This window comes from Enterococcus columbae DSM 7374 = ATCC 51263 (assembly GCF_000406925.1).
Taxonomy (GTDB): Bacteria; Bacillota; Bacilli; order Lactobacillales; family Enterococcaceae; genus Enterococcus_E; species Enterococcus_E columbae.
Genome location: NZ_KE136347.1, coordinates 548,126 through 572,178 on the forward strand (window position 1 = coordinate 548,126; position 24,053 = coordinate 572,178).

A 24,053-nucleotide genomic window follows, 5' to 3' on the forward strand; every position below is an offset into this window, starting at 1 on the left:
TAAATAAAGCATTAGCTATCTTAACGGAATATAGATAGCTAATGCTTATAGATTTGAATGAATTATAAAATTTCTTCTAAGGCTGCAACTGCCTCATTACTAGTTGCCCAGCTTGTTGCAATTCGAATCACCGTATGCTTTTCATCATATTTTTCCCAGAAGCTAACCCGTAGCTTTTCTTTAAGCTTAGCTAATTTTTCATCACTAATGATAATAAAGATTTGGTTTGTTGAATTTTTTATGTAAAATGGATATTGTTTTTCTTGAACAATTTTTCGAACCCGATTGGCACATTCGATGGCATGACGGCTGATAGAAAAGTATAAATCATCTGTAAATAAGGTGTCAAATTGAATTCCTAGTAAGCGACCTTTAGCTAGAAGCGCCCCATGCTGCTTGATTTGTGTAACAAAATGTTTGGGAGTATTTCCTTTAGTAAATACGACTGCTTCTCCGCATATGGCGCCAATCTTAGTCCCACCAATATAAAATACATCAGCAAGCTTGGCAATATCTGCAATGGTATGATCGCAATCATCAGCCATCAAAGCATAACCCAATCTAGCTCCATCGATAAATAATGGTAGGTGATATTGTCGACAAACTGTTGAAAGCTGCAATAATTCATCTTTGCTATAAAGTGTTCCATACTCAGTTGGTTGAGAAATATAAACCATTCCAGGAAATACCATATGTTCATGATTGTCATCTTGATAAAAATTAGCTAGATAGCTCTTTAGATCGAACGCATTTATTTTGCCATCAGTTTGTGACAGGGTTAACACCTTATGTCCAGTATATTCAATAGCTCCAGCTTCGTGTGAGGCAACGTGACCAGTCTGTGCAGCAATAACGCCTTCATAAGACTCTAGCATGGTATCAATGATAATTTGATTCGTTTGTGTTCCACCAGTTAATAGATGAACATCAGCATCTGGCAATTGACAAATGTTTTTGATTTTTTCTTTTGCACTAAGCGTATAAACATCATTTCCATAACCGGGATGTTGTTCAAAATTTGTTTCCAAAAGCTTTTGAAGAATTTGCGGATGCGCACCTTCTGTATAATCAGATTCGAAAGAAAGCACTTATTTCCCCTCCTTATTAAATACAAATTTATTGTTTTTGTATTTTATCATAAGTGAGTGATTAAAACAAATTGTTAATAATTGTATTATGTAAACTAAAATCACAGAGATTTTCATAATGATTGAAAATCTCTGTGATTAATTAACTAATTAAAATAAAATTGTTTAAAGTCATACTTAAATACACGATACAAATATTGGGTAGTTATTGGATGTCCGAAACTTCTTATTAAGGTCCCCTCTGTATCATATTCTGCAAAAATTGATTGCTGTCCAGAATCAACTACGATATTATTCCCAAATTGTTGAACGCTAGATACATAAGCTGAATATGGGAAATTAAAGGTTGGCTAAAGGTTGCATGAGCACTTTGAGTTAATTGCAATAGCTTATTTTGAATTTTTTCTTGTGTGGAGACATTGTAAATTTGTTTTACATTTTGAATAGCTAAATCACTATAATCAATTGTCTGGATATTACTTCCTTTGGTTGATATCAATTGATGGGTGTAGCTATTAGGGGTAGTTTGAGCGATTGGTTGAGTAGTATCTGCATCAGTTTTTAAATAAATAGCTATCGGTATTAATAAACAAATAACCAATAAGCTATTCCATAAATATTTTTTATTTAGGTATTTAAATGTTATCTTCTCCCTGTAATTATTTTACTATCCATCATTAAAATAGTGAAAACTTAAGGATAGCTTAAAAAAAGACTTGCTATTTTAAAATAGAAGGTTATTATGAAAAATAGAGGTGTATTTAGGGAGGGATTTTTTTGCTCTTTTTATTAATGGGAATTTTTGTTGGCGCTTTATTACCAATCCAAACGGCTTTGAACGCACAGATGCGCTCGTTTTTAAAATCACCGTTTTTAGCTTCCCTTTGTTCGTTTACTATTGGGACTATTTTTCTAGCCCTTTTAGTTTTATTATCAGGTGATTCCCTATTTTTAAGTAAACAACAAGTATCTATTTTACCTTTATGGGCTTATTTAGGTGGTTTATTGGGAATGCTAGGACTGACCGCGAATATTTTATTATTTCCAGTATTAGGTAGTGTGCAAACTGTGATTATGCCTATTTTAGGTCAGCTATTAATGTCCTTGCTGATTGATCAATTCGGCTGGTTTCATGCAAAAATTCATAGCTTTTCATTATTCAGGGCTTTTGGTACGATAGGCTTGATTATCGGCGTATTATTGGTTGTTTTCTTTCCACAATATTTCCGCCAAGAAAAACAAATGAAATATGTAGCTCCAATTAAAGCAAAGTCAAACCTTCAATTTTTATGGCAATTAGTTGGTATTGGTGCCGGAATGTTGATGTCTAGTCAAGTGGCGATTAATGGTTACCTTGGACACCAAATCGGTTCATCTGTACATGCCGCTTTTATTTCATTTTTTGTAGGGACAATCTTGGTTTGTTTAGCTGTGTGCTTTGAAAGAAGCTGGCTAAATATTAGACAAGTAAAATTTACTAACATCCCTCCTTGGTTATGGCTGGCGGGTATGTTAGGCGCTGGCTATGTTTTTTGCAATGCTTTTTTAGCACCAAAAATTGGAACAGGAGCAATTGTTACATTAGCTTTGGTTGGCCAAATATTATCTAGCATGACCATTGATCAATTTGGTTTGCTGGGAGCCATTCAGAAAAAAATAAAAGCAATTCAGCTATTAGGCTTAGCAATACTATTTATAGGTGTTCTTTTTATCGAAATTTTTTAAGGAGTGTAATGAATGATGCAAATCAATACCGGTCCAATTATTACTGAAGAAAAAGCATTAATTCAGATTATGATACAGTTATATTATCAAAAGCATCCAACAGAAACCATTGGCTATCAAGAAATGCTAGATTATGCTTTGCAACGCCTTAGCCTTTGTCGCTTTGGGGAACAAAAAACAACCTGTAAGAAATGTCCAGTCCATTGTTATCAGAAAAATTATCGTGAACAAATGAAAAAAATCATGCGTTATTCTGGTCCATACATGCTCTATCGTCATCCAATATTTGCTCTCAAGCATTATTATCGACAATTCACTAGAACAATAAAAAGATAAAATAAAAGCTACCTAAAACTCTCTCTCAGTAATTTAGGTAGCTTTTATTTTAGGAATGTAAGGCAGTTGATTCACTTCGAGTAAATAAAATCTAGTTTTTAAAAATTCAATGATTATAAAAATTTTTCAAAACTAGTCTGTTTTCCCCGCGCTAGTTTTTTCTTCAAAATGTAATGTTACTGCTTGCTCTGCTTGTTCTTCTCCAGAAATGGTTACAATTACATAAGCTTGTTTCCAATCGACAGAGCAATTGGCTTTGTTTAAGTTTTTTCCATCATTAGCAATAGCGATTTTTGTTTTATCAATCACTGCTTGCCCCTTTTTTAAAATAATTTGAGCATGTGAATCACCAAAAGGCCAATCAGGCTCGCCAACAGATTTAAATTCTAATGTATAAACACCATTTGGAGAAATAGATCGATCAATAGTTGTCATTTTATATTTGGTAAGGTAAATAAAATTACCAAGTAAAATACTCCCAAATAAAATTGTAGCTAGTAAAACGCCTATCAACCATTGAAGTATTTGCTTCATTTCATCACCATTATTCTGAAAATTTTTAATAGGTTCATTATACGGATAACGCGCCGATTTATCAATTAAGCTGTCGATGGATTAAAAAAAAGAAAGCCTATCTAGAATAGACTTTCTTTTTTAATTATTTAATTAATTTTTACTCAGCACTAATAGCAATGCCGATTGCTTTTTCGCCTAGATGTGTACCAATAACTGGTCCAAAATAACCAATTTCAAATTCAGCACTTGGATATTGAGCTTGTAATTTTGCTTTTTCTTCTAAAGCAGCTTCTAAATGATTCCCGTGGATAATGTAAAATTTTAAGGGGCAATCAAGTTGTTGTGCTTTTTCAATAATTAACTCTTCAGCTCGAGCAAAGGCTTTTTTACTAGAACGGATTTTTTCGTGTAAGACAATTTTACCCTCATCAAAGGTCAAAATGGGTTTAATTTTTAATAATCCGCCGATAATTGCGGCACCATTGGTCAATCGTCCACCACGAACTAAATTGTTTAAATCATCAACGATTAAATAAACTTTAGTATTTTTGCGAATAAATTCTAGATAATTCACAATTTCATCAATCGTTTTGCCTTCATCTTTTAGCTGCAAAGCCTTCGCTACCATATTCCCCATTGGCATACTGGTAATCTCTGAATCAAATGGAACGATAGTAATCCCTTCGATACTATCCTTCAATGAATAAAGTGTATTGACAAATCCTGAAATACCACTTGATAAATGAATGCTTAAAATCGTATCATATCCTGCTTTGGCTAATTTTTCATATAAATCAACGACTTCTCCAAGTGCAGGTTGAGACGTTGTTGGAAAATCCTTGCTGTTTTTTAAAATATCGTAATATTCTTCAGCATGAATATCTATATCTTCGTTATAAATTTTTCCATCAATGATTACTGGAATTGGTAAAATATATAAATCAGGATGTGTTTTAACCTCTTCAGGCAAAAAAGCTGTACTATCCGTAACAATCGCTAATTTCATTGATTTCATAATCCTCGTTTCAATTTTATTCAACATTACTTCTAATATAGCATAAAAAAAGCTAGTTTAAAATGAAAAGGAGTTAGTTTTTCAAAAAACTTTCAATAGCTTTTTGATTAGCCTGTTCATCAATATCTAAATAACTCCCTACTGTATAACTTTCTCCATACGTCCAGGTATCGTCTACAGGGACACTTAGTCGTTTTACTCCTGAGGCATTTTTAGCTGCAGCAAGTGCATGTTTATAAATATAGCTCATCGGAATATTATTAGGTGAATAGCCCATAACTTTACCAGCAGCATAAGGTAATTTAGAAATGGTTGTTAACGATTTTGCTTGTTTAAAGACTTCGTTCATTACTTGTTGTTGTCTTCTTACACGGCCAAAATCTCCTTCTTCATCCATTCTAAAGCGAGCATATTGTAAGAGTGTAAAACCATTCATTTTTTGTTGTCCTTTTTTTATTGCTACATCAATATAAGCACTCATGTCCTTTTCTGCATTAATTGAAACACCGTCCGGGAATAAGGCATCGATGACTTTTTCAAACGTTTGAAAATCGACTAGGGCATAGTATTTACAATCTATATTGAAATTCTTTTTTAGTGTTTTTCTCAATAATTCAGCTCCACCATAGGCATATGAGGCGTTAATTTTATTATAGCCAACCCCTGGAATATTTACATACGTATCACGCATAAAGGAAATTAATTTTGGTTTACTATTTAAGCTGTTGCCCATGTGTAAAACCATAATGGTATCAGAACGTGAGGCTTCTCCATCGCGACTATCATTACCAATCAATAAAATGTTTTCTGATCCATCGCTTGATGTGACTCCATGGAAGGTTTCTTTGCTCTGGGTATGGGTGTCTTTAGCAGCTTCTTTATATCCTTTTTGGTAAGCGTGGATACTATATGCACCGACACCTAGTACAATAAGCAAAAGAAGAAATAATAACCATCGGAAAGGATGAAATTTTTTCTTTTTCTTCTTCTTTCCTTTTTTCTTTCCATTTTTTTTTACGTGCAGATGATCTTGATGGTTATCATTTTGTGAAAATTGTTCATTTATTTCATGGTTTGATGGATTTTGCTGTCTTGCCTGTGCTTCAATATTTTGAATGCCCAGCAAATGATTATTATCAGTTCCCTCACTCTCAAAAGCTAACACCTCTTCTTGTGTAGCTGGATGCACGTTATTATATTTAGTTTGTCTATGCTGCGGATTGCTTGAAGAATGATTGGTGCGAACTCTCCGACTGAATATACTATCGTAATTTTTTTCTTCTTTGGAAAGTTGCTCTCTTAAGTCTCTGTTTTTCTCCATTCTATTCATAAAAAAACCTCCGTTACAATCTTTTACATTTTAGCACAAGATTAGTGAATAGAGAAACAATATTTGAATCAATTAAAAAATTTTAAAAAATAAAACAGGTAGAGTATGGATAGTCTCTACCTGTTATCATTAATCTAATTGATAGATTGGATAAATGCCAATTTGTTGTACTTGACAACCTAAAACTTGCAATTCTTCAATTGCATATTGATAGCGTTTGGCATCTTGCGTATATTCTAAATCGATAATGAAAAAATATTCCCCTAATTTAGTTTTTTGGGGTCGTGATTCGATTTTACTTAAATTTATATCCCGCCAAGCAAAAGCAGCTAACACCTTATGTAGCGCTCCAGGTAAATTAGAGGGTAATGTAACATATAAGGTTAGCCTTTTTTCCAAAAAGGTTAGTTGTGTCGGGGTGAAATCTTTTTTACCCAAAATCCAAAACCGCGTCTGATTATAGGCATTATCTTGAATATTTTCAGCAATTATTGGAACTTGATAAGCCCGTGCTGCTTGTTTTGAGCCAATCGCGGCAATTTTTAGTTTAGGGTGCTTAACCACCGCTTCAATGGCAGCTGTCGTTGATTGCACCGCTTCTAATTGAACATTAGGATAATTAGTTTCCAAGAATTTTTGACATTGGGCCAAAGCTTGTGGATGAGAAAGAATTTTTTGAATATTCTTCCCATCATAACCAATAAGCTGTTGATGAATGGGTAAAATAATTTCTGCTTGTACCTGATAATCATTTTGCTCATATAGGCGATCAACACTAGCATGAACAGAGCCCTCTAGTGAATTCTCAATCGGGATGATTGCATAATCCACTAGTTTGCGTTTTAAAGCATCCATACATAGTGGGATACTTGGAAAAGCAATCAATTCTTCATCTGTTTGCACAGCGTTTGCTGCTTGGTAAGAAAATGAATTTTCAGGACCTAGATAAGCTAATTTCATGCGTTCTTCTCCATCTTTTGTATGATTTCTTCTACGATTTGTTCTACTGATTTATTGGTTGTATCAATTTGCATAGTAGCGCATTGTTGATAAAAAGGGTATCTTTCGTGATAAATTTGCAATATCTCATCAGGTGTCTTATGTTGAATAATCGGTCGAATAGTTTTAGAATCGTTGGTTAAACGATGGATTAATTCAGTTTCATCACATGCTAAGAAAACAACATTAGGCTGTGATGAAAGCAATTGACGATTTTCAGCTTTTAAAATAACTCCTCCACCAGTAGCCAACACGCCATTTTTCGGACTAAATTCAGCCAATAGTTCACTTTCAATTTGTCGAAAAAAAGCCTCCCCTTTAGTAGCAAAAACTTCCTCAATACTTTGGTTGAGTTTTTCCGTGAAAATTTGATCTAAGTCCAGCGACGGCTGTTTTAGTTTTTGGGCTAATTGTTTCGCAACAGTACTTTTGCCTGAGCCCATGTAGCCAATAAGAATAATTGCCATATTTACGCCTCATTTTGAATTAAACTTTTTACATCATCGAAGAAATGTGGATAGGAGACAGCTACTGCTTCGGCCTTAGTCAATTCAACCACTTCATCAGTTAATAAAGCAGCGATTTGTAGCATCATGCCAATCCGATGGTCGCCCCTTGAATCAACGTTACCACCGTGTAATTGGCAAGGACCATGGATAATCATCCCATCATCAGTAGGTTCGATATTGGCGCCTAATTTACTTAACTCTTCACAAGTAGCATCAATCCGGTTGGTTTCTTTCACCTTTAATTCTTCAGCGTTGCGAATAATCGTTGTGCCTTTTGCTTGTGTTGCGAGTAAAGCAATGATCGGTAATTCATCGATTAAACGAGGAATATCGCTTCCTTCAATTGTTGTTGCTTTAAGCTGACTGGTTTGAATCGTAATCGTTGCCGATTCGTTAATCGAATCGATTTCACTTAAATGATAGTTAGCCCCCATTTTCTCCAGGACATCTAATATGCCTGTTCTAGTTGGATTGATTCCCACGTTTTTTAGTGTAATTTCACTATTTGGCATAATTGCACCTGCTACTAAGAAAAAGGCTGCTGAAGAGATATCGCCAGGCACAATGACTGTTTGACCGGTTAATGCTTGTGGGCCAGTGATAGTAATAGTTTTATCTTCAACAGCAATTTGACCGCCAAATTGCTTAATCATTTGTTCGGTATGATTTCTTGAAGGCTCTTTTTCGATAATTGTTGAAGTCCCCTTCGCTTGTAAGGCCGCAAATAAGATAGCTGATTTTACTTGTGCACTAGCAATGGGCATTTCATAATGAATCGGTTGTAACTGAGTAGTCCCTTGAATCGTAATCGGTGGATATTCTGTTTGAGCATTTCCATTTAAGTGAGCGCCCATTTGTCTTAATGGAGCCATTACACGATTCATTGGACGGCGATTTAAGTATTCATCGCCAAAAAAGGTAGTTGTAAAAGGTGCACCAGCGACAATCCCCATCATCAAACGAATGCTGGTCCCCGAGTTTCCTAAATCAATCGCTTCATTGGCGGCTTTTAACCCATCAAAGCCGACTCCTTCAATCGTAATGACCTCGCCATCATCGATAATGGGTACCCCTAATTTTTTAAAGCCGTTTAATGTACTTAGGCAATCTTCGCCACGTAAAAAATTTTTAACAGTAGTTGTTCCCTTTGCGATTGCACCAAACATAATACTGCGATGAGAAATAGACTTATCTGCGGGTACTTCAATCGTCCCTTTTAAACTTTTCGCTTGTAATAACTTCATCGTAATCATCCTTTTATTTCATTCGACATTGATAGTCGGTATTTTCTTCAATACAATTTTTTGCTTGCAATAAATCATTGTAGGTTTTAAAGGTAATTTGTAAAACTCCAATAATATCTTCTCTAGTTTCCAAAATTTTGATATTGATAATCGAAAGATTGGCTCGACCTAGCAATCCTGTAACCTCTGCAATGACCCCTGCTCTATCAGGTACATCAACAAATAGATCATGAAAACCTGGAATTGCCCCATTACTATGAATAGGTAACCGATCGCGGGTATCTTTGGCATTTTCAAAAAAGTGAAAAATCGCCGTTTGATTATTCGTTAATAGCCAGTTTTTGATTTGCAGCATATTGTTTTGCCATTGATCAATTAAGTCCACTAAAAAGTTTTGATTACTTAATAAAATATCTGTCCACATCTTTGGATCAGACGAAGCAATTCTAGTAATATCTCTAAACCCTCCTGCAGCTAATCTTTTAGCATTAGGATGTAATTGATTAAAATGATCCGCTTGATTGACTAAAGCGGCTGCAAGAATATGTGGAAAATGACTGAGCATACCGGTAATTTGATCATGTTCACTTGCTGTAAGCACAATCTGTTTGGCCTTAGTTCCACTAACTAAATCAAAAAGCTCATTGATTCGATCTTTCGTATGTGGTAATGGAGTGAAAATATAATAGGCATTTTCAAATAGCGTTGCATCAGCAGCTTGAATTCCCGATTTATGCGAACCAGCCATTGGATGTCCACCGATAAAATCAAAAGAAAATTGTTTAGCAAATTCGGTGATTTCTTGTTTGGTACTGCCAACATCTGTAACCAAAATATTTGATTGCAACTCAATATGAGCCAATTCTTGTAAATAGCTTAAAGAAGTTTTTACTGGTACGGCTAAAATTAAGTAATTGGCTTCTTTGGCACCATCAGCGAAATTATCAGGTATGCCATCGACAATTCCTTGCTCTAAGGCCGCTAATCTGGTGGTATCTAAAAAATCCCAACCGATTAAATGGTAGTCAGGATGCTGATTTTTGATGCATTTTGCCAGTGACGCACCAATCAAGCCTAGACCCACAATCATTACTTTAGTCATCTACTTACTCCTTATACTCTATTTATCGACTTATTCTAAACCATTGTTTTAAAATCAAGAAGGAAAATGCGCACACACCTTTCCTTCGTTGATTTTAAACAGCTTTCCCTCGTTTAAATTCGAGTGTTTAATAATTTTTCAGATATTGACGATAGTCAGCAACTGATTGGACTAGTTCGTCAAAAGAGTCGCTTGGAAACTTCGCTAGTAATTCTGTTGCTAGAACAGTCGCAACAACATTTTCACAAACGACACTTGCAGCTGGAACGGCCGTACTATCAGAGCGCTCAATGCTTGCTTTAAAAGGTTCCTTGGTATCAATATCTACACTTAATAGTGGTTTATAAAGTGTGGGAATAGGTTTCATTACTCCGCGAATAACTAAAGTTTCCCCATTAGTCATCCCACCTTCAAAACCACCTAAACGATTGGTTTTACGAGTATATCCATTGGTTTCATCCCATTGAATCTCGTCCATAATTTTTGAACCAGGTAAATTTCCCATTTCAAAGCCCATGCCGAATTCAACACCTTTAAAGGCATTAATACTTACCACTGCTTGGGCAATTTTGGCATCTAATTTTTTATCCCATTGGACATAACTTCCTAAGCCAGCAGGCATCCCACCTACTAAAACCTCTACTACACCCCCAATTGTGTCGCCGTTTTTCTTGGTTTGATCGATTAAGTCCTTCATCGCTTGTTCACAACTTGCATCAACTACGCGTAGCTCAGAAGCTTCAGCGATATTTTTTACTTCTTGGACAGTAATATTTTCAGGGACTTGTGCCTGAATCCCACCTAAAGTCACTACATGGGTGGCCATTTCAATATCTAATAAGGATAATAACTTCTTCGCAACAGCACCAATGGCTACACGCATAGTTGTTTCTCTTGCTGAAGAACGTTCTAAAACATTTCTTAAATCAGTATGGTGATATTTCATGCCACCAACTAAATCAGCATGACCTGGACGTGGGCGAGCCACTCGTCGTAGTTTTTCATTTTTTTCTTCGACTGGTTCAATACTCATTACGGTTGTCCAATTTTTCCAATCTTTATTTTCAACAACTAAGGTTACAGGTGAACCTAGTGTTTTACCATGACGGACACCAGAAGTAATACGAACTTGATCTTTTTCAATCAGCATTCTGCCACCACGGCCATAGCCACCTTGTCTTTTGGCTAATTCGATATTGATATCTTCAACGGACAAAGGCATGCCCGCAGGTAATCCTTCAATTATTGCGGTTAACTCAGGTCCATGTGATTCGCCAGCTGTAAAATAGCGCATTATATCTCCTCCAATTGCAAATAATTTTTCATTTCTTCAATAGGAATAGCAACGATTTTCGCTTGTCCTATTTCTTCTAATAAGATGATTTTTAATTTTGAACCACGTGCTTTTTTATCATGGGTGATTGCCTGATAAAGAGCATCTAGCTGCCAATTGTCATAACTGGTCGGTAAATTGAATTTTTCAATCATTTTTCTTAATTGGGCGGTTGTCCCTGCTTTGGTTTGTCCCAATTTTTCGGCTTGCTGGTTAATGGCCATCATCCCAATAGCCACCCCTTCACCGTGACTAACCACACCATAGCCTGCAGTATTTTCAATGGCATGACCAATCGTATGCCCAAAATTTAAAGTTAGCCGACTGCCATGATCTAAGACGTCTTCTTCAACTACTTTTCTTTTTACCTGTAAAGCACCGGTGATCACTAATTCGGCATGATTTAATAAGTCATGCTCATCATTCAGCTGCTCAAGCTGATGCCATAATTCAATATCGGCAATGGCTGCTGATTTAATAATTTCTGCAATTCCTTCGCGGACTCTTCTTAAATCTAAACTTGCCAATACCTCTGGATCAATCAATACACCATCCGGTTGAGCAAAGGTGCCAACTAAATTTTTGGCTCGTTTGGTATTAACCCCCGTTTTTCCACCAATACTTGAATCAACTTGCGCTAACAGGGTGGTTGGGATTTGTAAAAAGTGAATGCCACGCATATAAGTAGAAGCGACGAAAGCCGCTAAGTCACCAATCACTCCGCCACCTAAGGCGATGATACCATCTGATCGGGTAAATTCAGCATCTGCTAATTGATCGTAAAGCTGGCTAGCTTGCGCTAGTGATTTACTTGCTTCTCCAGCTGGAACAATCATCACTTCGACACGATAATTTTCTGCTTCAAGTAAATTCTTTACTTGTTGCGCATATAATGGTGCAACCATCGTATCAGTTATAATGGCTATTTTTTGTGGTGCCCATAATGAGCGAACCCATTCTCCACAATGCTTTAAGGCCCCTCGTTTAACAATAATTTCATATTTATGATTTGGTAATTGTACAGTTAGCATACGATCCTCCTAAAGCTTTAGATTATTCATTTTCGATTGCTTTAATTTTCTTCATTGCTTCAACCAGTAAGTCAACCTCTTTCATCATTTTAAGGTAAGTCTTCTCATTTAAAGATTGCGGACCATCTGACCAAGCGTTAGCAGGATCAGGATGGATTTCAACAATCATCCCATCTGCACCAGCGGCTACACCAGCTCTAGCCATTGGCGTAACTAAATCCCAAACACCTGTTCCGTGACTTGGATCGACAATGATTGGAAAGTGGCTCAATTTTTTAATTAATGGAACAGCACTTAAATCAAAGGTATTTCTAGTAGCTGTTTCATAGGTGCGGATGCCCCGTTCAATAAAGATGACAGGACTTTTTTCTTCGACAGCAATATATTCTGCAGCGTTTAACCACTCATCTATTGTACCAGAAATCCCACGTTTAAGGCCAATCGGTTTGCCGGTTTTTCCTACAGCACTAAGCAATTTGAAATTTTGCATGTTTCTCGCACCGATTTGGATAATATCACTATATTCTGCAACCATGTCAATGTGTCCTTCATCCATTACCTCGGTGATAACTTTCATATCATAAGCATCAGCTGCTTGGCGAATGTATTTTAACCCTTCTTCAGCTAATCCTTGGAAAGCATACGGAGAGGTTCTCGGCTTGAATGCCCCACCTCTTAAAATTTTTGCGCCACCTGCTTTAGCCATTCGCGCAGTTTCCATAATTTGCTCTAAGCCTTCAATTGAACATGGTCCCGCCATCGTTACAAAACTACCATCGCCAATTTTGACACCATCTACATCGACAATAGTATCTTGTGGGTGGAATTCACGTGAGGTTAATTTATACGTATTAGAAATGCGTAAAGTTTTTTCTACTCCTTCATAACTTCTAAATGCAACGTCTTGAATCGAGCGGGTATCGCCAATTAAACCAAAGACCACCTGCTCACTTCCCTGATTGATTTGGTAATTTAACCCTTCTGCTTCAATTCGTTTCATTACCTTATTTAATTGTTCTTGACTCGCACCTGGTTTCATAATAATAATCATTTTTCATTTCATCCTTTCGTTGGGGTTTGTTTTAACTATTGAATAGTACTTCTTTTATTTCATTGACCGGCATTTCTCTACCAGTCCATAATTCAAAAGCATAAGCCCCCTGATATAGTAGCATGCTTAACCCATTTTCTGTCTTGGCTCCTTTGGCTTTCGCTTGCTTTAATAACAACGTTTCGCGTGGATTATATATTGCATCATAAACGGCTAAATCCTTTCTGAAAAAATCGCCATTTGGTATTGGGCTTACTCGGTCATTTGGCGCCATACCTACGCTAGAGGCATTCACGAGTAATCGACTTTCAGCGAGCTTTTCTTTTAATAATTGTTGGTTTTCAAGTGGAAATAATTCGATTTGGCATTTGGTTTGTGCCGCCATTTTAGCCAGCTTTTTTTGATACTGACTGTAATGCTGGCTCTGCCGATTGAATACATTGATTTTCTTGACACCATCTAAGGCGGCTTGGGCAATCATTGCCATTGCTGCTCCGCCTGCACCGATTATGGTAATCGTTTGGCCGATAATGTTAACATTCATTTCCTTTATCGCACGCATAAAACCCTGTCCATCCGTATTATGACCGATTAAGCGTCCTTTTTTTTGCACGATGGTATTGACCGCTCCAACTAAAGATGCGGCAGAAGATAATTCATCGAGATATTGAATGACTGCCTGCTTATGGGGCATTGAAACATTAGCCCCTAATATATCCATTACACGCATGGCATGAATTTGTTGGGCTAAATGTTCAGGCGCAACTTCAAAAGCCAAGTAAACCGCATCAATATCTAACATTGAAAAGGCTAAATTATGCATTTTAGGTGATAATGAATGCTTAGCCGGTTGAGCAAAAAAGGCAACTAAGCGGGTTTTGCCAGAAATATCGGTATATTCTCGCATGCTATTTTTCACACTCCTTAGTTAAATAATTTATGTTTTGTAAAAAGCTTACTCTTCAAGTGAACTTGTCTAGCTAGTGTAATCTTTATTATTATCAAATTTTTGCTAACATTTGCTTGCGTTATGCTGAACAATTTACAAAACAATTATAAAAAAACGTCCACTTAAGTCATTGATAAACAATCTTAAGTGAACGTTGAAAAATGCAAATATATTTAGCCACTCTAGATTGTCTATCCATGTGGCTTTTTTACAACAATAATCGCTCTAGCCATCATAGATACAAACGCTTTGGTTGTTTGTATCCACAATGCTATGAATACAAACCTATCTAAAATAGCTAAAGTAAAAAGTATTCAGTTTTGAATGATTATTTAAATTCATCGCAAACACTCCAAACTGATTGTTGTAAGATTGTTATTAGTATAGGTCGTTTTTTATACTGTGTCAACTAGTTTGATTAAAAAAAGTTAAAATTTCTTAGAATTAAATGAAGAGATTATTCTTCTGGGTCTTCAAAAAATTGTAATAAGTCGGCTAAAGTAAGCTTGGCCTTTTCATCAGCTGACAAATCCTTGACGATTCTTCCCTTTTGTAAAACGATTAAACGATTCCCATAAGTTAGTGCATCTTCCATTCGATGTGTAATCATCAAACAAGTTAATTTTTGTTCTTCAACAATTTTGGCAGTTAGTTGCATCAATTGTTTAGCTGTTTTAGGATCCAATGCTGCAGTGTGCTCGTCTAATAACAATAGTTCTGGCGTCTTTATAGTTGCCATCAATAAAGAAAGTGCTTGTCTTTGTCCCCCTGATAAATCGCCTGTTGCCGTATCGAGGTGATTTTCCAAGCCATTACCAATTTGCTGACAAAGTTGGTAAAATACAGGTTTATATTTTGTGAGTTGTCTAAGTTTTAATTTACGTGTTTCTCCACGATATTTCGCTAATAATAAATTTTCAGCAACCGTCATTCGAGGCGCAGTGCCCATTTTAGGATCTTGAAAGACACGAGCAATTTGACGAGCGCGTACTTCTTCATTTTGTAAATGAATCAATTGCTCATTCAAATAGATTTTCCCTTGAGTAATAGGTAAAGTGCCAGCAATGGTATTAAAAAGCGTACTTTTTCCTGCTCCGTTGCCACCTAAAACGGTAATAAAATCACCCTGATTAACTGTGAAATCAATTTGATTAAGTAACACCTTTTCTTCATTGGTTCCGTTATTGATAATTTTGGATACTTTTTCTAAACGTAAAATACTCATTATTATTTCTCCTCAAAGCCGGTTTTTAAATTCAATGCTGATTTTAGTTGTGGAATTAATAGGCAAATAGCTAAAATAATTGATGAGAAAATCTTAATATAGGTTGTATCAAAACCAACGCGAATCACAAATAAGATTAATAATTGATAAATGATACTACCGATAACGATTGCAACCAAACGTTCAAATAAAGTTAAATTGCCATATAATACTTCGCCAATTATAATTGAGGCTAATCCAATAACAATGACCCCAACGCCTTTACTAACATCAGCGTACCCATCATTTTGGGCAATTAAGGCTCCTGATAAAGCGATGACACCATTTGATAAAACTAAGCCTAGTATTTTCATCCGATCAGTATGGATTCCTAGTGATTTCGCCATTGTTTCATTATCGCCAGTTGCAATATAAGCTTGACCTAATTGAGTATCGAAAAAGAAGTAAAGTAAGGCAACGATTAACCCAACAAAAATTAAGCCCACAAAAACCATATCGTAGTAATCAGGCAAATGTAAGTCTTTAAAAAAGTCAAAAATCTTTGGCTGATGTAATAATGATAGATTTGGTGATTGCATCACATAAAGCATGACGGAATTCAAACCTGACATAACTAAAATACCAGCTAAAATGACTGGGATTTTTCCCTTCGTATACAATAATCCGGTGACTAAACCAGCCAACATTCCTGCTCCAATCCCTAATAAAGTTGCCATAATTGGCGAAATACCGTGAGTAATAGCTGTTACGCATACCGCTCCACCTAAGGGAAAGGATCCTTCCGTTGTCATATCAGGAAAATTTAATATGCGATAGGTCATAAAAATACCTAATCCTAATATGCTCCATAAAAATCCTTGACCAATTGCTGAAATAATCATTTTTTGCCTCCAAATAATTTTGTAACAAGTAACTTCTATATGTTAGTTGTTAGCTATTGCTTATATTTTATCATTCGTGCGATTAATTGCCTACAAATTGTGCATTTTTCTTTAATTCTTCTGGAATTTGAACACCTAGAAAATCAGCTTGTTTTTGGTTTAAGACGGTGACTCCATCTTTGAAAGTATAAACTGGTGTTACTGAAGGATCCGCCCCTTTTAATATTTGCACAACCATCTCACCTGTCTTTTTACCCAAAGTGTATTGATCAATTCCGACGGTTGCTAATCCTCCTTGTTCTACCATTGTATCTACAGAAGTAATAATTGGCGTTTTTGATTTATTTGCTTCGCCAACAACAGCTTGCATCGCATTAGCAATGGTATTATCTAAAGGAATGTAGATAAAATCGACATTTTGTGTCATTACTTGCACCGTTTGGGCGATTTCATTAGTTGAAGCGACTGGATAATCTTTCACCGTCATCCCTAATTCTTGTGCTGTTTTGGTAGCTTGCTCGATTTGATATTTTGAATTCACTTCAGTCGAGGAATAAAGCATCCCCACTGTTTTTGCATTAGGTAATAATTGTTTACCTAATTTAATCTGTGAAGCGACAGGTGGTTGGTCTGATACCCCTGTAATATTTTTACCAGGGTGATCTAAGTCTTGGACTAATTTTGAACCAACAGGATCAGTGACGGCACCTAGTACAATCGGAATATCATCCGTTGTATTTGCTAAAGCTAAGGCAGCCGGTGTAGCCACTCCCACTAAAACATCCGCCTGTTTATTCACTAATTGTTGACTCATCGTAGCTAATTTACTTTGATCTGCTTGCCCATTTTGAAAAATAATTTTAATATTTTTACCTTCTTGATAGCCTGCTTCTTTTAATGCATCTTTTACACCCTTCGTAATGGTGTCTAAAGCCGGATGACTGACAAATTGTAGAATGCCTACAGTTTGGATTTTATTTTCTTTTTTCGTTGTTTTAGTTGGTGCTTGATTCATTTTGCCCATTTGAAAAACAAATACCCCAAAAATAATTAAAAATACGACAGCTACACTTGCAATTAATCCCTTATTTTTCATTTCAATCGCTCCTTCATTATTTGAATTGTCATCAAAAATCCCTTTTGTTGAGAAATAACCTGTATGAAACTAGTATCTAGCTGATTTATAAATACAGATTAAACGAAAAAAGCAACCCCCTATCCGGAAGTTGCAAAAAGCAAAACCCGCATAGTTAGTGTCTATGCGGGAAATATTGTCTATACCAGCATAGATACAGCTTTTGGTTGCTCTCCAAAAAGTTGTATCCATGGGAAAACCATCAATACAACTCATCTACGCCAGTTACGCCATGAACTATTTACAGTTAAGCTAAACGATACTCGATGATTCATTTTGTGGTCCTCCTTGTTCTTGTTGTCAATTATAATACAAAACTATTTAGAATTCGTCAATAAAAAAATGAAAAAAATTTAATTTTTAAGTTTACATAATATAATTATGACATGTGAGAACTCGGTATTTTTGCTACATTGTGCAAGAAATCCGTAGTTTTCAAAATAAATTGTTGGTTGAATAAATTATTTTTCGTTATAATAGTTAGGAGTTAAAAAGAAAAGAGGAATGAACATGTCATTTGATGGCGTCTTTACACATTTAATTATTGAAGAATTAAATCAACATTTAATCGGTGGTAGAATTAATAAAATTCATCAGCCTTATGAAAATGAAATTATCCTTTCAATTCGTTCACAAGGCAAAAATCATAAATTATTATTATCTGCTCATCCAAGTTATGCCAGGATCCAATTAACAGCTGTTCAGTACGCTAATCCAGCCACTCCTCCAAACTTTATCATGATGCTACGTAAATATTTAGATGGTGCCATTTTAGAGTCAATGAATCAAATAGCTAATGATCGCATCGTTCACTTACATTTTACCAAGCGTGATGAATTAGGGGATTTACAGGATATTGTATTAATTTTAGAAATGATGGGCCGTCATAGTACGATTGTTTTAGTCAATAAAGCAACAAATAAAATTTTAGATGTTATCAAACACGTAGGCAGTAGCCAAAATTCTTATCGGACTTTATTGCCAGGGGTTGACTATATTGAACCACCTAAGCAAGATCGCCCCTCTCCTTTTGCTATTAGTGATCAGGAGTTATTTGCACTCCTTTCTCAAACAAAGCAAATTGATGCTAAATATTTACAACAACATTTCCAAGGATTTGGGCAAGACACAGCCACTGAACTCGCCTTTCGTTTAAATCAAAAGCCAAATGAGAAATTGAAGACTTGGCATCAGTTTTTTGCAGAATTAAACCAACAGCTTCAGCCGACCCTACTGCAAAAAGGAGGAAAAGAGTATTTTACCCCTATCGCATATACTTATTACTTGCAACAAGCAGAAAAAGAACAAGTATTTCCCAATTTAAATGCTTTACTAGAGGCGTATTATTTAGATAAAGCTGAGCGTGATCGCGCCAAGCAGCAAGGAAATGAGCTAATTAAAAAGGTAGAAAACGAACGTAAGCGTAATGTATTAAAGCTAGAAAAAAGGCAGCGAACCTTACAGGAATCTGAAAATGCAGAAAGCTATCGTCAAAAAGGTGAGCTTTTAACGACTTATCTTTCAATAGTGCCTAGGGGTGAAAATGAAGTAACCCTAGATAATTACTATGATGAGAATCGACCACTTACAATTCGTTTAAATCCGGCTTTGTCGCCTAGTCAAAATGCGCAAAAATACTTCCAGCGTTATCAAAAATTAAAAAATGCAGTAAAGCTTATTGATGAGCAAATTGACGAAGCTAAAGCTGAGATTGATTATCTCGATTCTGTTTTAGCACAATTAGAAATTGCTTCGGCTATGGATATGGAAGTCATCCGTGAAGAATTAGTGGCACAAGGTTATTTAAAAAATCGTCAAACAAAACAACAACGTAAAATCAACAAGCCTTCAAAGCCTGAAGTATATTTTAGTAGTCAGGGGACAGAAATCTTAGTAGGAAAAAATAACTTACAAAACGATCAACTAACCTTAAAAACGGCTAAAAAGACCGACTATTGGTTCCACACCAAAGATATTCCAGGTTCACATGTCATTTTGAAAACGGCTAATCCAACTGAAGAAGAGTTATTAGAGGCAGCGGAATTGGCCGCCTATTTTTCAAAATATCGTTTTTCTGCACAAGTCCCTGTTGATTATGTTCAAGTGAAATACATTAAAAAGCCGAATGGTGCAAAGCCAGGTTTTGTCATCTATACTAATCAAAAAACGCTTTTTGTTACACCAGATGTAACAATTCTTGAAAAATTATCAAAATAGCCATTTACTACAAAAAAACAGAGAATCCACTTCTCTGTTTTTTTTAATATCTAGTTAAAATACTATGCTTTATTCTGCTTGATGGTAATAAATCTTACGCCCATTCAGCGCTTGAATAGGGCGATTATTTTTTAACAAGAGTTCATTTTTAAAAAGATCGATAAAATTTTGATTCATCTGTCCAATTTCATCAAAAACAAACCATTGAATCGGCCCAATTGTTGGTGGCGTAGTTAAAGAACCAACATAATGAAAATAGCTTTGCTGAACAGGTAAAAAGATGTCTGGATTAAACCATTGTATATGGTGGTCGAAATCCCAAATTTCATCTCCGTGATCGTGACATATTTGGTTGGTTAATCGAGCAGTTTGAAACAAAACACCTAAGACTAAATTTACTTGTTTTTTACTTGTATGGACTAAGTGAAATTCTAACGGTGCTTGATAATCATCCAGAATATGTTCACTAGGCATATGAAAATGGATATCGGTGAGAAAATATTTTTCTCCTTGATAGACACAATGGGATAACTGGTCGAAAGGAACAAAATGAATCGTATTTTTAAATTCTTTTTCTGTAAATTTTTGCTTTTGATAATGAATGGTGAGCTGCTCTTTTTCTGGGAGAATCAGTGAAGCATTTTTTTGTAAATGAATCGGTGATTGCAAAGGATACTCTCCTCCTGGCTTAAATCGATCACATAATAAATGCCATCTTTCAGGACCAATCTCACTATCTTCTTCATAATTCCAGACAACATCTAAATTACGTTTAATCATCAGTTCCTCCTTATTTTAGAGGCTATGAGTTGAGCGCTTTGATACGAGTAAATAAGTTCCAAGTGGATGGAAAAATCCTCTATATTTTAAGATTTTTTCAGCAACTTGGCTTATTTACCGAGTATCAGCTCAAACTCATGCCCGTTTATTTTAGAGGCTATCAAGCGAGCGGGTTGCTATGAGTAAATAAGCCTAACTAGACACAAAAAGTGCGTAACTTTTAACGCTTTTTGGGGATAGTTACTTATTTACCAAATAGCAGCTCGATTGATGCCGTTTACTCCAGAGGCTATGAGTTGAGCGCTTTGATACGAGTAAATAAGTTCCAAGTGGATGGAAAAATCCTCGATATTTTAAGATTTTTTCAGCAACTTGGCTTATTTACCAAGTATCAGCTCAACAACATGCCGTTTTTGCCAAACCGCCTCAAGCTTGATAAAAGAATAGATTAGCTAGGCTGGTAAATTTATAACTACACAGACCAACTAATCTATTTCATCTTAACAGATAAAGGTTATTTTAGCCAATTTTCTGGATCTTGTTTCCAGCTATTTAATAAAGCTAAGTCTTCTTGTTGAACGTAAGCTTTTTCAACAGCTGTTTTAAGTAAAGTAGAATAATTGGTTAAGGTGACTAAGGGGATGTGTGCCGCTTGAAAATTTGCTTGACCTTTTGGCAGTTCATAAGTAAAGATTGCGGCTACTCCCAATATATCCGCCCCTTCTCTTTTAGCAGCTTGACAAGCCTCTAAAACACTGCCACCGGTTGAAATTAAATCCTCAATAACCACCATTTTTTGACCTTGTGTGATTGTTCCTTCGATTTGATTGCCTTTACCATGATCCTTGGCTTTACTACGAATATACACCATTGGTAAATCTAAAATCTCAGCTACCCAAGCAGCATGAGGAATACCGGCAGTAGCCGTACCAGCAATAACTTCTACTTCTGGATAATTTGCCTTAATTTTCTCAGCTAAACCTTGTGCAATTGCTTTACGAACCTTTGGATAACTCATCGTTAAGCGATTGTCACAATAAATAGGACTTTTAATTCCACTGGCCCAAGTAAAGGGTTCTTTAGGATTTAAAAATACCGCCTTGATTTTTAGCAATTCTTCAGCAATTAAGTGTTCAATTGTTTTCATAAGCTATGATCATTCCATTCTTCTTTTATTTTTAGATATGCCTGATAAGGATCAGCCGCTTGGGTAATAGGTCTGCCAACAACAATCATATTTGCGGATAATTCCCGAGCTTTAGCTGGTGTAACGACCCGTTTTTGATCACCCACTTGACTTTGGTTTGGACGTATTCCAGGGGTTAAGCAGATAAAGGCTTCATTGGTTGCTTGATGAATTAGTTTAGCCTCTAAAGCAGAACAAACAACTCCATCTAAGCCAGCAGCTAAGGCATTTTGTGCATAACTAACCACACTATCGATTAATTTTCCTGGAATCCGTTGTTCCTGTTGCATCTGTGCTTCACTAGTTGAAGTTAGCTGGGTTACAGCAATTAATTGTGGTACATGCGAGCAATCCTTTGCCCCGTTGATTAAGCCTTTTTTGGCAGCTCTCATCATTTCAATTCCACCAGCCGCATGGACATTGGTAATTTTAACACCAAGCTTGGCTAAACCAGTCATTGCTTTTTCGACCGTATTGGGAATATCATGCAATTTTAAATCTAAAAATATATCATGCCCTTGACTTTTTAACCAATGAACAATTTCTGGTCCCTCTTGGTAAAAAAGCTCCATTCCTACTTTGACAAAGAGTGCTTCATTCGCTGGAAAATGTGACAAAAATTGGGCAATACTGGCTTTATCAGCAAAATCAAGTGCGATGATTGGTCTAGCTTCGTGCATGACGACGGGCCTCCTTCACTTCTTTTCGTAGTTGTTCTAATGATTCAATACCGAGCTCATCCATTTTAGCTGGTAAAGCTGCAATTAATTTAGGACAGATGTAAGGATCAGTAAAATTAGCTGTCCCCACTGCGACTGCACTTGCTCCGGCTAAATACATTTCAATGACATCATCGACATGCATCACGCCCCCCATCCCGATAATCGGTAAATCAGAAATACTGGCCACTTGATGAATTAAACGAATGGCGACTGGTTTAATTGCTGGACCTGATAAACCTCCTGTTTGATTAGCCAAAATTGGCTGACGAGTCTTTAAATCAATGCGCATCCCTAAAAGCGTATTGATCATTGAAAAACCATCCGCACCGGCTTGTTCAACGGCTTTAGCAATCGGTACAATATCGGTTACGTTAGGCGATAGTTTGACGTAAACAGGCACACTGGCAACTTTTTTGACGGCTTCAACTAATTCAAAAACGACTTCCGGATTGGTTCCAAAGGCGATGCCCCCGTGTTTGACATTCGGACAAGAAATATTTAACTCAATAGCATGTACATTGCTAGCATCGCCAATTTTACGACATACAGTGACGTATTCTTCTTTGGTTGCTCCGGCTACGTTAGCGATAATTGGCAATGTAGGAAATTCTTTTTCTAGAGAAGGTAGGATATGTTCATATACTTCTTCAAGACCAGGATTTTGTAAACCAATGGCATTCAGCATCCCACTTGGCGTTTCTGCTACGCGTGGTGTTGGATTACCAAATCGAGCAAGTGGAGTGGTAGCTTTTATCATCACTGCTCCTAGTTGTTCAATATCGTAATATTTCGCATATTCTTTCCCAAAACCAAAGCAACCAGAAGCTGGCATAATCGGATTTTTTAAATCTAATCCTGGTAATTTTACCCGTAAACGCTCCATTAGAAAATCACCGTCCCTGCTTTAAAAATTGGCCCATCATCACAAACCTTGACACTCTTTTCTTGAGTCAAATCATCTTTAACATGACAGACACAAGCGTAGCAAGCGCCCATTCCACAAGCCATTCTTGATTCTAAGGATAGCTGTACGTTGTCAATTTTATCTACGAATAAGCTTTCCACTTTTTTTAACATGCCATTATTTCCGCAAGCGAACACGGCTTGAGGTAACTGGCTTACAGACATCAGGTGTTCATCTAATAAAGTGCCAACATTCCCTTTTATCCCTAATGAACCATCATCAGTTGATAGATAAGTAGGTGCTAATTCAGTAAATTCCTTAACATAATAACTAACCTCTTTAGTTGCAAACCCTAAAAAATGAATCGGCTTTGCGCCTTTTTGGATTAGTTGTTTAGATAGTTCATATAAAGGTGGGATGCCAATTCCCCCACCGATAATATAAACTGTATCATTTTCTTTTACTTCGCTTAGATCAAAGCCATTGCCTAAAGGTCCCATGACATCTAAAGTATCCCCTGCTTTTAGTTTTGCAAAATGCAAGGTACCTTGTCCTTCTGTCCGATAAATAATCGTACAGGTTTTTTCGGTATGATTAATTTGATTGATACTAATTGGTCGACGCAAAAGTAAATCTGCTTGAGGCACCCGGATGTGTAAAAATTGACCTGGTTTATCCATCCAATCCACTAGCTCACCTTTTAAGGTTAATTCAAAAATTCTAGGCGCAAGTTGTCGATTGGCTGTAATCGTCATGATTTCTTGTTTCATCGCTT

The 24,053-nt window shown here is 36.2% G+C and carries 24 protein-coding genes; 3 read left to right on the forward strand and 21 right to left on the reverse strand.

The window, feature by feature from the left end:
* Window positions 1–62 precede the first annotated feature (62 nt).
* Both RK02_RS02630 and RK02_RS02635 read right to left on the reverse strand, forming a co-directional pair.
* The gene (locus RK02_RS02630; protein ID WP_016182691.1) at window positions 63–1,088 is read right to left on the reverse strand and encodes a threonine aldolase family protein; all 1,026 of its coding nucleotides are present in this window, start codon (window positions 1,086–1,088) and stop codon (window positions 63–65) included.
* A 283-nt stretch (window positions 1,089–1,371) separates the two neighbouring features.
* A complete protein-coding gene (locus RK02_RS02635; protein WP_016182692.1) occupies window positions 1,372–1,689 on the reverse strand; it encodes a hypothetical protein in 318 nt (105 codons plus the stop codon).
* A 176-nt stretch (window positions 1,690–1,865) separates the two neighbouring features.
* Here RK02_RS02635 and RK02_RS02640 point away from each other — a divergent pair, with 176 nt between their 5' ends.
* The gene (locus RK02_RS02640) at window positions 1,866–2,813 is read left to right on the forward strand and encodes a DMT family transporter (protein WP_016182693.1); all 948 of its coding nucleotides are present in this window, start codon (window positions 1,866–1,868) and stop codon (window positions 2,811–2,813) included.
* A gap of 12 nt (window positions 2,814–2,825) precedes the next feature.
* A complete protein-coding gene (locus RK02_RS02645; RefSeq protein ID WP_016182694.1) occupies window positions 2,826–3,149 on the forward strand; it encodes a nitrous oxide-stimulated promoter family protein in 324 nt (107 codons plus the stop codon).
* A gap of 132 nt (window positions 3,150–3,281) precedes the next feature.
* On the opposite strand, the gene RK02_RS02650 is transcribed toward RK02_RS02645, so the two are convergent.
* The 14 genes from RK02_RS02650 to trpX all read right to left on the reverse strand — a co-directional run bounded on the left by RK02_RS02650 (window position 3,282) and on the right by trpX (window position 17,430).
* A complete protein-coding gene (locus RK02_RS02650) occupies window positions 3,282–3,683 on the reverse strand; it encodes a hypothetical protein (protein ID WP_016182695.1) in 402 nt (133 codons plus the stop codon).
* A gap of 139 nt (window positions 3,684–3,822) precedes the next feature.
* Window positions 3,823–4,671 carry a DegV family protein gene (locus RK02_RS02655; RefSeq protein ID WP_016182696.1) on the reverse strand — a complete coding sequence of 283 codons (849 nt, stop codon included), beginning with the start codon at window positions 4,669–4,671 and terminating at the stop codon, window positions 3,823–3,825.
* 82 nt (window positions 4,672–4,753) lie between these two features.
* Window positions 4,754–6,010 (reverse strand): LCP family protein, encoded by a 1,257-nt coding sequence (locus RK02_RS02660; RefSeq protein WP_016182697.1) that lies wholly within the window; start codon window positions 6,008–6,010, stop codon window positions 4,754–4,756.
* Between the two features lie 129 nt (window positions 6,011–6,139).
* Window positions 6,140–6,970 carry a prephenate dehydratase gene (pheA, locus tag RK02_RS02665; RefSeq protein ID WP_016182698.1) on the reverse strand — a complete coding sequence of 277 codons (831 nt, stop codon included), beginning with the start codon at window positions 6,968–6,970 and terminating at the stop codon, window positions 6,140–6,142.
* Complete coding sequence (locus RK02_RS02670) at window positions 6,967–7,476, reverse strand: shikimate kinase (protein ID WP_016182699.1); 510 nt, start codon at window positions 7,474–7,476, stop codon at window positions 6,967–6,969. The genes pheA and RK02_RS02670 overlap by 4 nt, the downstream gene beginning before the upstream one ends.
* A 2-nt stretch (window positions 7,477–7,478) precedes the next feature.
* On the reverse strand, window positions 7,479–8,762 hold the full coding sequence (gene aroA / locus RK02_RS02675; RefSeq protein ID WP_016182700.1) for a 3-phosphoshikimate 1-carboxyvinyltransferase: 1,284 nt from the start codon (window positions 8,760–8,762) through the stop codon (window positions 7,479–7,481).
* A 13-nt stretch (window positions 8,763–8,775) separates the two neighbouring features.
* Window positions 8,776–9,864, reverse strand: coding sequence for a prephenate dehydrogenase (locus RK02_RS02680; protein WP_016182701.1), 1,089 nt, complete (start codon window positions 9,862–9,864; stop codon window positions 8,776–8,778).
* A 127-nt stretch (window positions 9,865–9,991) separates the two neighbouring features.
* Window positions 9,992–11,158, reverse strand: a complete 1,167-nt coding sequence (gene aroC, locus RK02_RS02685) for a chorismate synthase (protein WP_016182702.1) — start codon at window positions 11,156–11,158, stop codon at window positions 9,992–9,994.
* Window positions 11,158–12,228 carry a 3-dehydroquinate synthase gene (aroB, locus tag RK02_RS02690; protein ID WP_016182703.1) on the reverse strand — a complete coding sequence of 357 codons (1,071 nt, stop codon included), beginning with the start codon at window positions 12,226–12,228 and terminating at the stop codon, window positions 11,158–11,160. The genes aroC and aroB overlap by 1 nt, the downstream gene beginning before the upstream one ends.
* A gap of 22 nt (window positions 12,229–12,250) precedes the next feature.
* Window positions 12,251–13,279: a 3-deoxy-7-phosphoheptulonate synthase gene (aroF, locus tag RK02_RS02695; RefSeq protein WP_016182704.1), complete on the reverse strand. Its 1,029-nt coding sequence runs from the start codon at window positions 13,277–13,279 to the stop codon at window positions 12,251–12,253.
* A 31-nt stretch (window positions 13,280–13,310) separates the two neighbouring features.
* Window positions 13,311–14,186, reverse strand: a complete 876-nt coding sequence (locus RK02_RS02700; RefSeq protein WP_016182705.1) for a shikimate dehydrogenase — start codon at window positions 14,184–14,186, stop codon at window positions 13,311–13,313.
* Between the two features lie 499 nt (window positions 14,187–14,685).
* Window positions 14,686–15,453 carry an ABC transporter ATP-binding protein gene (locus tag RK02_RS02705; RefSeq protein WP_016182706.1) on the reverse strand — a complete coding sequence of 256 codons (768 nt, stop codon included), beginning with the start codon at window positions 15,451–15,453 and terminating at the stop codon, window positions 14,686–14,688.
* A gap of 2 nt (window positions 15,454–15,455) precedes the next feature.
* Window positions 15,456–16,334 (reverse strand): ABC transporter permease, encoded by an 879-nt coding sequence (locus RK02_RS02710; RefSeq protein WP_016182707.1) that lies wholly within the window; start codon window positions 16,332–16,334, stop codon window positions 15,456–15,458.
* An 82-nt stretch (window positions 16,335–16,416) separates the two neighbouring features.
* The gene (trpX, locus tag RK02_RS02715; protein ID WP_016182708.1) at window positions 16,417–17,430 is read right to left on the reverse strand and encodes a tryptophan ABC transporter substrate-binding protein; all 1,014 of its coding nucleotides are present in this window, start codon (window positions 17,428–17,430) and stop codon (window positions 16,417–16,419) included.
* 549 nt (window positions 17,431–17,979) lie between these two features.
* Between trpX and efbA the strand changes: the two genes are divergently transcribed.
* Window positions 17,980–19,686 (forward strand): fibronectin-binding protein EfbA, encoded by a 1,707-nt coding sequence (gene efbA, locus RK02_RS02720; protein WP_016182709.1) that lies wholly within the window; start codon window positions 17,980–17,982, stop codon window positions 19,684–19,686.
* 69 nt (window positions 19,687–19,755) lie between these two features.
* On the opposite strand, the gene RK02_RS02725 is transcribed toward efbA, so the two are convergent.
* From RK02_RS02725 to RK02_RS02745, 5 genes are all read right to left on the reverse strand, one after another.
* The gene (locus RK02_RS02725) at window positions 19,756–20,466 is read right to left on the reverse strand and encodes a carbonic anhydrase family protein (RefSeq protein WP_016182710.1); all 711 of its coding nucleotides are present in this window, start codon (window positions 20,464–20,466) and stop codon (window positions 19,756–19,758) included.
* Window positions 20,467–20,980: 514 nt separating this feature from the next.
* Complete coding sequence (gene pyrE, locus RK02_RS02730; protein WP_016182711.1) at window positions 20,981–21,613, reverse strand: orotate phosphoribosyltransferase; 633 nt, start codon at window positions 21,611–21,613, stop codon at window positions 20,981–20,983.
* Window positions 21,610–22,332 (reverse strand): orotidine-5'-phosphate decarboxylase, encoded by a 723-nt coding sequence (pyrF, locus tag RK02_RS02735; RefSeq protein ID WP_016182712.1) that lies wholly within the window; start codon window positions 22,330–22,332, stop codon window positions 21,610–21,612. Before pyrF ends, pyrE begins: the two co-directional genes overlap by 4 nt.
* A complete protein-coding gene (locus RK02_RS02740; protein ID WP_016182713.1) occupies window positions 22,319–23,257 on the reverse strand; it encodes a dihydroorotate dehydrogenase in 939 nt (312 codons plus the stop codon). Before RK02_RS02740 ends, pyrF begins: the two co-directional genes overlap by 14 nt.
* Window positions 23,257–24,048 (reverse strand): dihydroorotate dehydrogenase electron transfer subunit, encoded by a 792-nt coding sequence (locus RK02_RS02745; protein WP_016182714.1) that lies wholly within the window; start codon window positions 24,046–24,048, stop codon window positions 23,257–23,259. The genes RK02_RS02740 and RK02_RS02745 overlap by 1 nt, the downstream gene beginning before the upstream one ends.
* Between the last annotated feature and the right edge of the window lie 5 nt (window positions 24,049–24,053).

Coding starts and splice junctions, on each gene's coding strand:
- pyrF (WP_016182712.1), bottom strand. CDS start 22,332: ATGCACGAAGCTAGACCAATCATCGCACTTGATTTTGCTGATAAAGCC.
- pheA (WP_016182698.1), bottom strand. CDS start 6,970: ATGAAATTAGCTTATCTAGGTCCTGAAAATTCATTTTCTTACCAAGCA.
- aroB (WP_016182703.1), bottom strand. CDS start 12,228: ATGCTAACTGTACAATTACCAAATCATAAATATGAAATTATTGTTAAA.
- RK02_RS02670 (WP_016182699.1), bottom strand. CDS start 7,476: ATGGCAATTATTCTTATTGGCTACATGGGCTCAGGCAAAAGTACTGTT.
- aroF (WP_016182704.1), bottom strand. CDS start 13,279: ATGATTATTATTATGAAACCAGGTGCGAGTCAAGAACAATTAAATAAG.
- trpX (WP_016182708.1), bottom strand. CDS start 17,430: ATGAAAAATAAGGGATTAATTGCAAGTGTAGCTGTCGTATTTTTAATT.
- aroC (WP_016182702.1), bottom strand. CDS start 11,158: ATGCGCTATTTTACAGCTGGCGAATCACATGGACCTGAGTTAACCGCA.
- RK02_RS02740 (WP_016182713.1), bottom strand. CDS start 23,257: ATGGAGCGTTTACGGGTAAAATTACCAGGATTAGATTTAAAAAATCCG.
- RK02_RS02680 (WP_016182701.1), bottom strand. CDS start 9,864: ATGACTAAAGTAATGATTGTGGGTCTAGGCTTGATTGGTGCGTCACTG.
- RK02_RS02645 (WP_016182694.1), top strand. CDS start 2,826: ATGATGCAAATCAATACCGGTCCAATTATTACTGAAGAAAAAGCATTA.
- RK02_RS02700 (WP_016182705.1), bottom strand. CDS start 14,186: ATGCGAGAATATACCGATATTTCTGGCAAAACCCGCTTAGTTGCCTTT.
- RK02_RS02705 (WP_016182706.1), bottom strand. CDS start 15,453: ATGAGTATTTTACGTTTAGAAAAAGTATCCAAAATTATCAATAACGGA.
- RK02_RS02660 (WP_016182697.1), bottom strand. CDS start 6,010: ATGAATAGAATGGAGAAAAACAGAGACTTAAGAGAGCAACTTTCCAAA.
- efbA (WP_016182709.1), top strand. CDS start 17,980: ATGTCATTTGATGGCGTCTTTACACATTTAATTATTGAAGAATTAAAT.
- RK02_RS02650 (WP_016182695.1), bottom strand. CDS start 3,683: ATGAAGCAAATACTTCAATGGTTGATAGGCGTTTTACTAGCTACAATT.
- RK02_RS02655 (WP_016182696.1), bottom strand. CDS start 4,671: ATGAAATTAGCGATTGTTACGGATAGTACAGCTTTTTTGCCTGAAGAG.
- RK02_RS02710 (WP_016182707.1), bottom strand. CDS start 16,334: ATGATTATTTCAGCAATTGGTCAAGGATTTTTATGGAGCATATTAGGA.
- pyrE (WP_016182711.1), bottom strand. CDS start 21,613: ATGAAAACAATTGAACACTTAATTGCTGAAGAATTGCTAAAAATCAAG.
- RK02_RS02725 (WP_016182710.1), bottom strand. CDS start 20,466: ATGATTAAACGTAATTTAGATGTTGTCTGGAATTATGAAGAAGATAGT.
- RK02_RS02745 (WP_016182714.1), bottom strand. CDS start 24,048: ATGAAACAAGAAATCATGACGATTACAGCCAATCGACAACTTGCGCCT.
- aroA (WP_016182700.1), bottom strand. CDS start 8,762: ATGAAGTTATTACAAGCGAAAAGTTTAAAAGGGACGATTGAAGTACCC.